Here is a 13,257-nt window from a genome sequence, read left to right as displayed (position 1 = left end):
CCTGTCGATCACCTGCGCTTCCACCGCCCCCACGCCCACCTCAACACCACGTTCGGCAACGACACCTTCGCTTTGCGTGCCGAGGCCTTCGCGCGGTTCTTCGGCACGCCGCTGTTCCTTGGCGCGCAAACCGTGATCGTCGCGGTGTGGATCGGCCTCAACGTGTTGGGCGTGACGCAGTTCGACGTCTACCCGTTCATCCTGCTCAACCTCGCGTTCAGTCTGCAAGCAGCGTATGCCGCACCGTTGATCCTGCTGGCACAAACCCGTCAGGCCGCGCGGGACAAGGCGCAATCGGATGCCGACGCGCAACACCGTGAAGCGCTGGCGGTGGCCAACACCGAGCGCCAGGCACAAGCGGCGCAGACCACCGCGCAATTGCTTGAGCTGCTGGAGCAGAACACCCGCCTCACCGAAATGACCAAGAGCCTGACCGAACGTATTGAGGGGCTGACTCGCGAGTTGCACCAACACATATGCCAGACCCGGCAGCCCTGATCACGGCAGACGCAGCGCCCGACCCAGCTCATCGAACAGCGTGACCACCGAGCGCAAGGCCCGGCAGTCCGGGCGGGTCAGTAGCCACAGCGCAGTGTCGTAGCCGTGCAGCGGTTCGCTGAGGGCCTGCAAACCTTCGGTGATCAGAAAGTCCGGCAACGCCGCCACGCCGAGTCCGCCACGCACCAGTTCAGTCACCGACAGCATGCTGTTGCAGCGATAAGCCGGGGTTACGCCGGGCCAGTGCTGGCGGCGCCAGGCGACAGTCGGGTGATCCGGCAGAAACTCGTCCGGGGCGATCCAGGTCAGTGCCGCCAGATCGCTCGCATCAACGTTTTGCAGATACCGCGCACTGGCACAGACCCGGTAGGAAATCTTCGCCAGTTGCCGTCCGACCAGGTGCTCCGGCGGTGTGCGCGTCAGCCGCAGGGCGATGTCGGCATCGCGCCGGCTGAGGTTGGCGAAATCATTGGAGGTGCTCAGTTCGAGGGTCAGCGCCGGGTAGTTGGGCATGAACTGCGCCAGCGCCGGCAACAGCAGGCCTTGCAACACCGAATCGGTACAGGTCAGACGCACCGTGCCGCTGACCACTTCCCCGCCCTGCTCGACACCGATGCGCGCCGCCTCCAGCGCCTGTTCGGCGCGCTCGGCCTGCTCGGCCAGGGATTGCGCGAGCGTGGTCGGCAAGTAACCGGCGCGGCTCTTTTCGAACAATTGCTGACCCAGCGCCGACTCCAGACGACGTACGGCGCGAAACACCGTCGACACGTCTACCCTGAGCAACTGCGAAGCCCGCGCCAGAGAGCCGCCGCGCACCAGCGCGAGAATCAGCGCCAGATCCGGGTAGTCGAGTCGATAGTGCGCCGCTGCATTGATCACTTGGGGAAACGCCAATATTGAGTGCGTGAACGCCAATCTATAGTGGCTGCGATCAATCAACAAGCGCAGGGAACCCCCCATGGAAAACAGCGCCATCCGTATCGCCCTGATTGGCGATTACGACCCGCAAGTCACCGCTCACCAAGCCATTCCTGTCGCCCTCGGTCTGGTTGCCGAACACCTCAACCGGGACGTGCAATGCCAATGGCTGCCCACCGATCAGATTCACGCCGACACCCCACTCAGCGAGTTCGACGGTTTCTGGTGCGTACCCGCCAGTCCTTATAAAAGCGAAGACGGCGCACTGCGAGCAATCCGTTTTGCCCGCGAACAACAGCGCCCTTTCCTCGGCACTTGCGGTGGTTTTCAGCATGCGGTGCTGGAGTTTTCCCGCAACGTGCTGGGCTGGGCCGATGCCGAGCATGGCGAGACGTCGCCGGATTCGCCGCGAGCGGTGCTTACGCCGCTGACCTGTTCATTGGTGGAAGCCGTAGACAGCATTCGTCTGGTCGCCGGCTCGTTGATCGCCAAGGCGTACGAAACGTCCGAAATTCGTGAAGGCTATCGCTGCCGCTTCGGTGTCAATCCGCAGTTCGAACGGGCATTGCTGAGCCATCAGCTCCATGCCGTGGGTCATGATTCGGCGGGTGATTTGCGGGCGATCGAGTTGAACAACCATGTGTTTTTTGTCGCGACGCTGTTTCAACCGGAACGTGCGGCACTCAAGGGTCAGGTGCCGCTGCTGGTGCGGGCGTTCGTTGAAGCATGCGCGGAGCAAACCCCATGACGCCGAACGAGCCTTGCTTCGCGGTGATCTTCACCTCGACCCGCACCGAGGGTGACAACGGTTACGCAGCGGCCTCCGAACGCATGATGGAGCTGGTGGTGCAGCAGCCGGGGTTTCTCGGCGTAGATTCGATTCGCGGGGAAGACGGGGTCGGGATCACAATTTCCTACTGGGAGAGCGAGGCGGCGATTCTGGCCTGGCGCGAGCATCCCGAGCACCGGGTGATTCAGGCGCGTGGGCGGACGCAGTGGTATTCGACATTTCAGACGCGGGTGTGTCGGGTGGAGCGCGAGTATCGATTTGGCCAGTGAGTTGGGTGGTGTTCTCACTGGCCTCATCGCTGGCAAGCCAGCTCCCACAGGTACTGCCTGATCTTCAGAACAACGCAAAACCTGTGGGAGCGAGGCTTGCCCGCGATGAGGCCAGTAGCGTCAATGCAAAAATCTCAGCCCTTCACCAGACTGCGCACCGCCACAATCTCCGGCACCTCAACCTTGCTCATGTACACCCGCAACGGCTCGGTAATGTTGATCCGGTCATCGATGTTCTGATCCAGCAACAGCTGAATCAGCTCGCGCTTCAAAGTCATGGTCGTCTCAGAGGCCGCCGCCCAGACAAATTCGCTGGTGGGAATGATGCCGTCATCGGCCACGTCCATGCCGAACGAATCTTCGCTGAAACGCACGATGTACTGGCCGGTCTTGCGATTGAGGCCGACAAAGCCCTTGAGGTCGTCGGCGGCCTGGCAGATGAGTTGGGAAGTGATGCGCATGGTAAACCTCACGAAAAATCATCGATGGTTTACACGCAGGGCACAGGATACGGCGCGCCCTCTGCCGGGGCGGCTGCCACGGGCAAGCGTACTGCAAACCGCGCCACAAAAGTGCAGGAAAAATCGCTTTTAATACGTTTATGTCGGTCTGGCGATAGCACGCAATCGATTCACTTGTTAAAAGGTACGTCTTTGAAAATGCCCTGCGAAAGGAACTCGAACATGTCCGCCACTTTCACCAAAAGCGCCCTCATGCTGAGCCTGATGCTCGGTCTCGGCCAGGCCCACGCCGCCGCGACTGACGTCAACGCACTGGCCGCGGCCCATGGCATCCCGCACCCGGCAGTGATCGCCCACCGTGGCGCGTCCTTCGATGCACCGGAATCCACCGCCGCCTCCTACAAACTGGCCCGCGACCTCGGTGCCGATTACCTGGAAATGGACTTGCAGCGCAGCAAGGACGGCGTGCTGTTCGCCCTGCACGACAACAACCTGCAACGCACCACCGACGTCGCCACCAAGTTCCCGGAGCGCAAGGACAGCCCGGCCACGGCCTTCACCATGGCCGAACTGAAAACCCTCGACGCCGGCAGCTGGTACAACAAGGCTTACCCCGATCGCGCGCGCCCGACCTACGCCGGGCTGAAGATCCTGACCCTGGACGAAATCATCGACATCGCCCAGGCCAACCCGAAACACAAGCCGGGCCTGTACATCGAAACCAAGGAGCCGCAACTGTTCCCGGGGATCGAGCATGACCTGAAAGAAAAGCTGCAGGATCGCGGCTGGCTGAGCCCGGCCGGTTCGAAACTGGCGAAGAGCGAGCTGGGTGTCGGCCAAGGCAAAGGCAAGGTGATCCTGCAGACCTTCGAGAAAAACAGCCTCGTCCTGCTGCAAAAGGAAATGCCGCAAGTGCCGAAGATCCTCTTGCTGTGGGTCGGCGAAGGCAGCATCGAGCCGAAATCGAAGGTGACCTTTGCCGAGTCCGGCGAGAAGGACAAGAACGTGTTCTACGGCAAACAGGAGCCGAAGTCCGAAGCCGAATTCAAGCAATGGGTTGATTTCGCCAAGGCGCAGGGCGCCATCGGCACCGGCCCTTCGGCCAAACTGACCAAGGGCGGCGACCAGAGCTATTCGGATCTGGTGCAACCGTGGATGAACCAATACACCCACGATCAAGGCATGCTCGTGCACGTCTACACCGTCGATGAGCCGGTGGACTTCGAGAAAGTCATGGCGGCCGGTGTCGACGGCATCTTCACCAACCGCGCCAGCGAACTGTTGAAGTTCTACAAGCGCCCGGCAGCTGCCAGTGTTGATCAGGTGTTGAAGAACAACGGGTTCTGAGTGAACACGCACACCGAGTGGACAGGCCGCCTCTGGCTGGGGCACGACTATGGCCTGATCCACGGAGTGTCGGGGCGCACCGCGCCCCATTCCCACTACGCCCACCAGATCATCCTCGCTCCCGAGCGTCCGGCCACCGTGCTGCTGGACGGCACGCCGGTCACCGCCTCCCCGCTGCTGATTCCTTCCAATGTGCGCCACGCGATTGTCGACGCGCCGGATCCGCTGTTTACCGTTTACGCCGAACCGCTGCTGTTTGATGCGCAGACGCTTGTCGATCGACTGTTTGCCGCCGAACTATCGCTGCCCGCACTTGATCGCGCGATACGCCAATGTCCGCGCCGCTTGCTGAGCGATCCACGCATCGAACGCGCACTGGCTGCCATCGATGCTTCGCTGATCGACAAAGTCGCGGCGCGCGCCGTAGCTGACGCCGCACATGTGTCGCTGAGTCAGTTGCAGCGGCTGTTCGTCAGTCAGGTCGGTCTGCCGGTGCGCCGACTGGTGCTGTGGCGCCGCTTGCGCCTGGCGATGGCGGCGATTCTGCTGGGCAGCCCGGTGACCGATGCAGCACATTCGGCGGGGTTTGCCGATTCGGCGCACTTCTCGCGCAGCGTGAAAAAACTCTTCGGCGTCACCGCGTGTCAGGCGTTGCGGCGTATCGATTTGCAGCTGCTGGACTGATTCAACGGCGCAGCGCTGGCGGCACCACTGGCTCGCGACTCAACGTGACCGTCGCGAACGGATCAAGCAATTGCGCGGCGTAGTCACGGGGAAAATCCGGGCGGCTGCCGATTCCCAGATCACCCTGGCGGATCTGATAGTCCGGGGTGTAGAAACCGGTGCCCAACAGCCAGTCCCACAGCGTAAAAAACAGCCCGAAATTGACGTCCCCGGCCCGCCCGTACTTCATGTGATGAAAGCGGTGCAGCGGCGCCCAGGCGAAAATCCAGCGCAGCGGCCCCATGCGGATATCGACATTCGAGTGCTGCAAGAGCAGTTGAATGGCAATGGCAAACGCCAGCAACGCCGCGACCTGCGAAGGAATGCCCAGCACCAGCAACGGCAGCAGCCCCGACGTCGCTTCCAGCAGTTGATGCAGCGGATGTTTCATCAAACCGTTGAAACCATACAGTCGCTCGACACTGTGATGCACCGCGTGCAGCCGCCATAGCCACGCCACGCGGTGGCTGGCGTAATGCATCAGGCTGATCCCGGCGTCGGCAATGAATATCGCCAGCGCCAGCTGCAGCCATAACGGCCACTCCCACGGCCATGCGCCGTCAATCGCAAAAAGCGTTACCAGGCCCGGCAATGCCAGCAGGCCCAGTGCATTCAGTGCTTCGTTGACTAATGCGTGCAGGATGTCGCGGCGCCGGTCACCGGCCGGATGGTTCCAGCCCGGCTCATAGGGCAGCGACCATTCGGCAATAAACGAAACGAGCAGCGCGCTGACAAACAGCGGCAGCAAGCACAACGTCGACACCTGCGACACCCAAACTCCGAACCCGATGAATCCGCCCCAGAACACTGGCGCGTACAAGCCGGCAACCCTGCGTTTCATGTGCACCTCCGTTGATCGAAGGCACAGCATGCGAGCGCGCGGCGAACGACAATTGAACAAACGACGCAATCGAACAAGGTCAATTAAGGGTGAATTAAGTTGCGCTGGTTAGTCTGGCCCCACTGAAACAGATCAACCCCATTCGATACCCAAGGAACGAAACGATGAAAACTTTGACTGCCCTGTTCACCGCCGCTGCTCTGACCCTGACCGCTGGCCTGGCCCAGGCTGACGTCCGTGTCGACCAGATCCCGCAACTGGTGAAGGACGGCAAGATCAAGTCGCTGGAGTCGATGAACGCCGAAGCGCTGAAACTGCACCCGGGGGCGACCATCACCGACACCGACCTGGACAACCACTTCAACGGTTACGAATACGAAGTCGAGCTGAAGACCGCCGATGGCAAAGAGTTCGACGTGGACTTCGATGCCACCACCGGCAAGGTCCTGAGCAACAAGCAAGACACCTGATACACCGCCATCGCAAAGCCGCACGATCACCGATCCTGCGGCTTTTTTGCGTCCGTTGGCCGGCTAATCACGCGGATATCGCCTGAAGGGATGCCAAAACCGCCATCAGACCGCTAGTATGACGCCCATCAGATAAGCGATTGCAGCCAAGAGCGATGGACATGGGACATACAGCGGCAGCAGACATCGCGACAATCGGACGGATCAGCGCGGTTCCGGCGATTCTTCAGGTGATTCGCGAGTTGACCGGCATGCGCTTTGCCGCCGTGGCGCGGGTGACCGAGGACTCCTGGACCACCTGCGCAGTGCTCGATCAACTGGAATTCGGCCTGGAAGTCGGTGGCGAACTGGATGTCGTCACCACGCTGTGCCATGAAATCCGTCAGTCGCACCTCTCGGTGGTGATCGACAAGGCCAGCGAAGACCCGCTCTACCGCGAACATCACACCCCACGCCTGTACAAATTCGAGAGCTACATTTCGGTCCCGGTGTTTCGCACCGACGGGCGCTTTTTCGGCACGATCTGCGCGCTCGATCCGAACCCGGCTCAGCTCAAGACCAGCACCATTCAAAGCACCATGGAATCGTTCGCGCGAATGCTCGCGCTGCAAATCGAAACCGAAGAAAACCTGCAACGCACCGAAACCGCGCTGCAGACCGAGCGCGAGAACGGCGAGCTGCGTGAACAATTCATCGCCGTGCTCGGCCACGATCTGCGCAACCCGTTGTTCGCCATCAGCGCCGGCGCCGAAATGCTTCTGCGCAAGCACCCGGACCCGGCCATCGAAACGCGCGTGCGCCATATCCTCGGCAGCGCGCAACGGGCGACACGGCTGGTGGATGATGTGCTCGACTTCGCTCGCGGACGCTTGGGCAAGGGTATCCCGGTGGATATTCAGCACTGCACAGACCTGACCGAAGCGGTGCAGCAGGTGGTGACGGAGATCCGCAACGTGCATCCCGGACGTACGATCAGTGCGTCCATTGGCGACTTGCAGGGTGTGCACTGCGACCGTGGACGGATTGCCCAGCTGCTGTCGAACCTGCTGGCCAATGCCGTGACCCACGGCGACCCGGCAGGGGACATCGAGGTCATCGCGCAGGTCGAGCACGGTGCGTTGATGCTCGCGGTGAAAAACCAGGGGCACATTCCCGAGGCGGTCCTGCCGCATCTGTTCCAGCCCTACTCGCGCCCGACCGGCAGCGCGCCACAGGCCGGGCTCGGACTGGGCCTGTACATTGCCAGCCAGATCGCCCAGTCCCACGGCGGCCGCCTGCATGTGGCGTCCACTGCACAAAGCGGCACGCTGTTTACCTTCAGCCTGCCCACCACCTGAGACATAGCGCAGTTCCCTGTAGGAGTGAGCCTGCTCGCGATAGCGATGTGTCAGTCACCCTGAATATGGCAGACATACCGCTATCGCGAGCAGGCTCGCTCCTACAGGGGAATTACCTGATGTTCAGGCCGAGGTGCTGACCAGCGAGCCCGAGCTGCTCGACCCGGAATCCTGCAACGCCTGCAACAACGCCGCCGTGGCCGTCTGCAACGAAGCCGAGGTGCTGGAGATTTGCGACTCGGCGGACGCCACGTCGGCAGCCTTGGCATCGGCGTCTTCCTGCTTGGCCTGAGCCGCTTGCAGCGCCTGTTGCTGTTCCTGCAGTTGCTTTTGCAGTTCGGCAATCTGCTTGCGCAGTTCTTTCACCGAATCCGATTCACTGCTGCTGTCGGAGCTGCTGTCGCCCGACGCTGCGGCGGCGCCGCCAGCGGCGACTTTGCTGGTATCGGCGCTGACGCCAGTGCTGCTGGTTGCAGTGGTTGAGGTGTCGTCACTCGCGTCGCTGATCTTGGTCTTGCTGGTGGCGGTGGTGACGGTCTGATTGATCGAAACAGAGGTGATGCTGACCATGGGATGGCTCCAATGCCGGTTATGGATAACCGGCCATCGGCGGCAGTTGCGGCGATTTGAGATCGACTGTGTACCGACTCGGTATCCGAATCGGTACACCCCGGCTCGATCAGGCGCTCAGGCGCGCGGTGACTTCGTTGAGCTGCCCGGACAGGCCATGCAGGTTCTGGCTCGCGCTTTCGGTGCGCTGCACGCTGTTGAGGTTGGTGCTGGCGATCGAGGTGATCTCGGTCAGGTTGCGCGAGATGTCTTCTGCCACCGAGGTCTGCTCTTCGGCGGCGGTGGCGATCTGGCGGTTCATGTCGCGAATCGCTTCCACGGCATGGGTGATGCGCTCGAGCATGGCGCCGGCCTGGGTCACTTGCTCGACGCTTTCATCGCTGCGCGCCTGACCGCTTTCGATCGCTTGCGCGGCGTCCACTGCACCGGTCTGCACGTTCTGAATGATCTGGTTGATCTCGATGATCGACTCCGCCGTGCGCTGCGCGAGGTTGCGCACCTCGTCGGCCACCACGGCAAAACCGCGCCCGGCCTCACCGGCCCGCGCCGCTTCAATCGCCGCGTTGAGCGCCAGCAGGTTGGTCTGCTCGGCGATGCCACGAATCACTTCCAGCACCTTGCCGATCCGTCCGCTGTCGGCTTCCAGACGACGAATGACCGTGGCGGTGTTGGCGATTTCACCGCGCATCTGGGTGATGGTGTGGATGGTGCCCTGCATGACCTTTTCACCCTGCTGGGCGGACTGGTCGGCATCGTCGGCCGCCCGCGCCGCGTCCGCCGCATGCCGGGCGACTTCCTGTGCAGTGGCGGACATTTCGTTCATCGCCGTCGCCACCTGATCGGTGCGGTTGAACTGCTCGTTGGTGCCACCGGCCATGGTCGTGGCGATCGCGTTCAACTCACCGCTGGCATTGTCCAGATCACTGGCACTGCGTTGCAGGTGGGTGAAGGTTTCGGCGAGGAAATCACGCAGGGTATTGGCGGCCGCGGCAAGGTTGCCCAGCTCGTCCTGACGGTCGTTGGCGACGCGTTCGGCGAGGCGCCCGCGGCTCAACTGGGTGACGTAATCGATCAGCTTGCGGATCGGATCGATCAGGTTGCGGTTGACCAGCCACAGGCTCAACAGGCCGATCAAAAGACCGGAACCGAGCATCACCAGAATCCCCAGCAACACGGTGCTGTCGGCACTGGCGCTGATCTGCGCCGACTGTTCGGTGCCCTGCTTGCGCAGCTCGGCCACCAGTTCGCTCATCTGATCGCTGGTGGCGCGGTCCACACCTTTGACGGCGCTGTCGCCAGCCGCTGGATCGGCACCCGCCGCGACGTAGGCGTCGCGACCTTTCTGGTACGCAGCGCCGAGCTGTCGGTGCTCATCTCGCAGGCGTTCGATGCGGGATTTCAGCGCCGGCTCCAGGCCTTTCTGGCCGGCCAGTTCGCCGAGAATATTCTGTACATCGCGCTGACGGTCTTCGAACTGGCTCCAGTATTTGGCCAGGTCCGCCGGTTGCTTGCCGCGCAGCAGGACGTTTTTCCATTCCTGCACCTGCACCTTGAATTGCAGGTTGGCCTCGTCGATCAGTTGCGAGGTGTGCAACGGGCCGGCGATCAACTGGCTGTAGTTCTGCACGCCGTTGGACAGGAAATGAAAGCAGGCCAGCGCGATCAACAGCATCGCCAGCAGGCTGCCGCTCAGCAGGGCGAGAATTTGCGCTCTCAGGGATTTTTGCAGCATCGCAAGATACTCAGGACAGGGATGAGGCACGCCCGATAAGGCGTGGGATTTTGCCGGACATCCGTGTCGGCGAGCCTTGGCTCATGGCCAAGCGCGCGCAACGTAACCTAAGCGTGATCGGCGTTCCAGAGCACTTCTTGAAGAAAATCCGACCGCCGGCAAGTCACTGATTTGACGTCATTTTGCTGTCACACAAACGTCATGTGACATTGCGATGATGCGGCTCAGGTGAATCTGAAACTCCGCGCCAGACGCCCTCCTCGCAGCGAGCCTCCATGAACCACAGCCTCGATATCAGTCATCGCGACCCAGACTTGTTCGGTTTGCTTTACGGCTTCCGTTTCCGCCCGGGTGAGCGTGGCCGGGAAATCGATTCGGCAACCGCCCTGCGCTGCCTGCAAGACGACAGCGACAGTGATGAATTCCTCTGGCTGCACCTGAACCTGGCCCACGCCGCGTGCGAGCGCTGGATGAAAAGCCATCTGCAATTGCCCGAAGAATTTTTCGAAGCGCTGCACGAAGGCTCGCGCTCGACACGCATCGAACACGTCGATTCGGCGTTGCTCGCAGTGGTCAACGACGTGGTGTTCAACCTCAGCAGCATGGTCTCCTCGGACGTGTCGACGCTGTGGGTCTGCGTGCGCAGCAAACTGATCGTCAGTGCGCGCCTGCAACCGCTGCACTCGGTGGACAAACTGCGCTCGTCGGTGAAGGCCGGCGAATGCTTTCGCTCGCCGTCGGAACTGCTGGTGCACCTGCTGCGCGATCAAGGCGAAGTGCTGACGCAGATCGTGCGCAAGACCAGCATGAGCGTCGACCAGGTCGAGGACGAACTGCTCTCATCGCGCCTGTCGACCAACCGCGCCGAACTCGGCGCCAACCGCCGGGTGCTGGTGCGCCTGCAACGGCTGTTGGCGCTGGAGCCGGGTTCGCTGCTGCGCCTGCTCAACCGTCCGCCGCCGTGGCTGCAGAAGGAGGACGTCAAGGAGCTGCGCAAGTCCACCGAGGAGTTCGCGCTGATCATCAACGACCTCACCGCCCTCGGCGAACGAATCAAACTGCTTCAGGAAGAGATCGCCGCCAACCTCAACGAACAGAGCAACCGCACGCTGTTCACCCTGACCGTGGTCACGGTGCTGGCGCTGCCGATCAACATCATCGCCGGTTTCTTCGGCATGAACGTCGGCGGCGTGCCGCTGGCGACGGATCCGGAGGGGTTCTGGATATTGGTGGCGCTGGTGGCGACGTTTACCGTGATTGCCGGGCGCTGGGCGTTTCGCAAACGTGGCGATTATTAAGAGCAAAAGATCGCAGCCTGCGGCGGGGTGACACCGTCCCCTGTGGCGAGGGAGCTTGCTCCCGCTCGGCTGCGCAGCAGTCGTATATCAATCAACGCGGTCTCACTGATACAGTCATGTGAATGGGGTTTCGGGGGCGCTGCGCACCCCAGCGGGAGCAAGCTCCCTCGCCATAGGGGGAATCTCTCGGCTTTAGATCAATGGTCAGACTAATACCGCAAACACTGACCTGCCGCAGTCTCTCTGTAATATTTAGCAACGATCATGACCGACACTCCTTCCCTCGCTCAGGATTGTCCGCACATGGCTACTCCCTCCCTGACCGCCCGCCAGGCGTCCGCCCCCAGTGGCAGGCCAGCCCTCGACAAGAAAACCGGCCCGTTCACCTACGTGATCTTTTTCGCGGTGCTCGCGATGGGCATGCTGTTCACTGCCTACAGCCTGATGCACGACATGCACGAACTGGGCACCACCGTCACCACCTGGACGCCATTTCTGCTGCTCGGCGTGGCGCTGCTGATTGCGCTGGGCTTTGAGTTCGTCAACGGTTTCCACGACACCGCCAACGCGGTCGCGACGGTGATCTACACCCACTCGCTGCCGCCGAATGTGGCGGTGGTCTGGTCGGGTTTCTTCAATTTCCTCGGGGTGCTGCTGTCCAGCGGTGCGGTGGCGTTCGGCATTATCGCCTTGCTGCCGGTGGAGCTGATTCTGCAGGTCGGTTCGTCCGCCGGGTTCGCGATGATCTTCGCCCTGCTGATCGCGGCGATCCTGTGGAACCTCGGCACCTGGTGGCTGGGCCTGCCGGCTTCGTCGTCGCACACCTTGATCGGTTCGATCATCGGCGTCGGCGTAGCCAATGCCTTGATGCACGGGCGCGATGGCACCAGTGGCGTGGATTGGGCGCAGGCGACCAAGATCGGTTACGCCCTGCTGCTGTCGCCGCTGGTGGGTTTTGGCTGCGCGGCGCTGTTGCTGCTGGCCATGCGCGCCTTCGTGAAAAATCGCGCGCTGTACAAGGCACCGGAAGGCAACAACCCGCCACCGTGGTGGATTCGCGGTCTGTTGATCGCCACCTGCACCGGCGTGTCCTTCGCCCACGGCTCCAACGACGGACAGAAAGGCATGGGCCTGATCATGTTGATTCTGGTCGGCACCTTGCCCATGGCCTACGCGTTGAACCGCACCATGCCCGCCGATCAGGCGTTGCAGTTTGCCGCCGTGGCCGAGGTCACCCAGCAAGCGCTGGTGAAAAATACCCCGCTGCCGGCCCCGGCCGATCCGCGTCCGGTGCTGTCGGATTACGTGCGCAGCAAACAAGCCACGCCGCAACTGATCCCCGCCCTCGCCGCCCTTACCGGGCACATTGGCCAAGAGGTCAAGGGCTATGGCTCGCTGTCGAAAGTCCCGGCCGAAGCGATGGGCAACGTGCGTAACGACATGTACCTGGCCAGCGAAAGCATTCGCCTGATGGACAAGAACAAGGTCGGCAATTTCGACGCCGACACCACTGACAAACTGCAACTGTTCAAGCAGCAGATCGACAACGCCACGCGCTTCATTCCACTGTGGGTGAAGATCGCCGTGGCCATCGCCCTCGGGCTGGGGACCATGGTCGGCTGGAAACGAATCGTGGTGACGGTCGGCGAGAAGATCGGCAAGACCCACCTGACCTACGCCCAGGGCGCCTCGGCGGAAACCGTGGCGATGCTGACCATCGGCGCGGCGGACATGTTCGGTTTGCCGGTGTCGACCACTCACGTGTTGTCCTCGGGCGTGGCCGGGACCATGGTCGCCAATGGCGGCGGCTTGCAGATGAAGACCATCCGCAATCTGCTGATGGCGTGGGTGCTGACCTTGCCGGCGGCGATTCTGCTGTCGGGTAGCTTGTATTGGCTGTTCACCCAGATCTTCTGACCCCACAAATCCCCTGTAGGAGCTGCGGCACGCTGCGATCTTTTGATCTTGTTTTTATAGAAGCAAAATCAAAAGATCGCAGCCTT

Annotated in this window: 14 protein-coding genes; 9 read left to right on the top strand and 5 right to left on the bottom strand. The window is 61.9% G+C overall.

Going from position 1 to position 13,257, the window contains the following annotated elements:
* A partial coding sequence (locus tag J5M57_RS21045; protein ID WP_207871993.1) for a DUF1003 domain-containing protein occupies nucleotides 1–498 on the top strand: 498 nt, incomplete at its 5' end.
* On the opposite strand, the gene J5M57_RS21040 is transcribed toward J5M57_RS21045, so the two are convergent.
* Nucleotides 499–1,440, bottom strand: a complete 942-nt coding sequence (locus J5M57_RS21040; protein WP_064588807.1) for a LysR family transcriptional regulator — start codon at nucleotides 1,438–1,440, stop codon at nucleotides 499–501.
* Between the two features lie 16 nt (nucleotides 1,441–1,456).
* On the opposite strand from J5M57_RS21040, the gene J5M57_RS21035 reads away from it, so the two are divergent.
* Both J5M57_RS21035 and J5M57_RS21030 read left to right on the top strand, forming a co-directional pair.
* Nucleotides 1,457–2,164 (top strand): CTP synthase, encoded by a 708-nt coding sequence (locus tag J5M57_RS21035; protein WP_207850080.1) that lies wholly within the window; start codon nucleotides 1,457–1,459, stop codon nucleotides 2,162–2,164.
* On the top strand, nucleotides 2,161–2,475 hold the full coding sequence (locus J5M57_RS21030; protein ID WP_207850079.1) for an antibiotic biosynthesis monooxygenase: 315 nt from the start codon (nucleotides 2,161–2,163) through the stop codon (nucleotides 2,473–2,475). The genes J5M57_RS21035 and J5M57_RS21030 overlap by 4 nt, the downstream gene beginning before the upstream one ends.
* 134 nt (nucleotides 2,476–2,609) lie before the next feature.
* Here J5M57_RS21030 and J5M57_RS21025 read toward each other — a convergent pair whose 3' ends face one another.
* Entirely contained in the window at nucleotides 2,610–2,936 is a 327-nt protein-coding gene (locus J5M57_RS21025) for a DUF2025 family protein (protein ID WP_207850078.1), read from the bottom strand.
* Nucleotides 2,937–3,158: 222 nt separating this feature from the next.
* Here J5M57_RS21025 and J5M57_RS21020 point away from each other — a divergent pair, with 222 nt between their 5' ends.
* Complete coding sequence (locus J5M57_RS21020; RefSeq protein WP_083368137.1) at nucleotides 3,159–4,283, top strand: glycerophosphodiester phosphodiesterase; 1,125 nt, start codon at nucleotides 3,159–3,161, stop codon at nucleotides 4,281–4,283.
* Entirely contained in the window at nucleotides 4,284–4,967 is a 684-nt protein-coding gene (locus tag J5M57_RS21015) for a helix-turn-helix domain-containing protein (RefSeq protein ID WP_207850077.1), read from the top strand. It begins immediately after the preceding gene.
* Between the two features lies 1 nt (nucleotide 4,968).
* On the opposite strand, the gene J5M57_RS21010 is transcribed toward J5M57_RS21015, so the two are convergent.
* Complete coding sequence (locus J5M57_RS21010; RefSeq protein WP_169842211.1) at nucleotides 4,969–5,847, bottom strand: sterol desaturase family protein; 879 nt, start codon at nucleotides 5,845–5,847, stop codon at nucleotides 4,969–4,971.
* A gap of 164 nt (nucleotides 5,848–6,011) precedes the next feature.
* Between J5M57_RS21010 and J5M57_RS21005 the strand changes: the two genes are divergently transcribed.
* The gene (locus J5M57_RS21005; protein ID WP_064588817.1) at nucleotides 6,012–6,317 is read left to right on the top strand and encodes a PepSY domain-containing protein; all 306 of its coding nucleotides are present in this window, start codon (nucleotides 6,012–6,014) and stop codon (nucleotides 6,315–6,317) included.
* Between the two features lie 161 nt (nucleotides 6,318–6,478).
* Nucleotides 6,479–7,654, top strand: coding sequence for a GAF domain-containing sensor histidine kinase (locus J5M57_RS21000; RefSeq protein WP_207850076.1), 1,176 nt, complete (start codon nucleotides 6,479–6,481; stop codon nucleotides 7,652–7,654).
* Nucleotides 7,655–7,777: 123 nt separating this feature from the next.
* Here J5M57_RS21000 and J5M57_RS20995 read toward each other — a convergent pair whose 3' ends face one another.
* Entirely contained in the window at nucleotides 7,778–8,224 is a 447-nt protein-coding gene (locus J5M57_RS20995; RefSeq protein ID WP_064588819.1) for a hypothetical protein, read from the bottom strand.
* Nucleotides 8,225–8,333: 109 nt separating this feature from the next.
* The gene (locus tag J5M57_RS20990; RefSeq protein ID WP_207850075.1) at nucleotides 8,334–9,956 is read right to left on the bottom strand and encodes a methyl-accepting chemotaxis protein; all 1,623 of its coding nucleotides are present in this window, start codon (nucleotides 9,954–9,956) and stop codon (nucleotides 8,334–8,336) included.
* Nucleotides 9,957–10,231: 275 nt separating this feature from the next.
* Between J5M57_RS20990 and J5M57_RS20985 the strand changes: the two genes are divergently transcribed.
* Both J5M57_RS20985 and J5M57_RS20980 read left to right on the top strand, forming a co-directional pair.
* Nucleotides 10,232–11,254: a transporter gene (locus J5M57_RS20985; RefSeq protein WP_064588823.1), complete on the top strand. Its 1,023-nt coding sequence runs from the start codon at nucleotides 10,232–10,234 to the stop codon at nucleotides 11,252–11,254.
* A 303-nt stretch (nucleotides 11,255–11,557) separates the two neighbouring features.
* A complete protein-coding gene (locus J5M57_RS20980) occupies nucleotides 11,558–13,171 on the top strand; it encodes an inorganic phosphate transporter (RefSeq protein WP_064588825.1) in 1,614 nt (537 codons plus the stop codon).
* Nucleotides 13,172–13,257: the final 86 nt, after the last annotated feature.

The organism is Pseudomonas sp. 86_A, assembly GCF_017491705.1.
Classification (GTDB): Bacteria; Pseudomonadota; Gammaproteobacteria; order Pseudomonadales; family Pseudomonadaceae; genus Aquipseudomonas; species Aquipseudomonas koreensis.
Note: the sequence above shows the minus strand (reverse complement) of the source record. Positions and strands in the feature narration are given on the sequence as shown.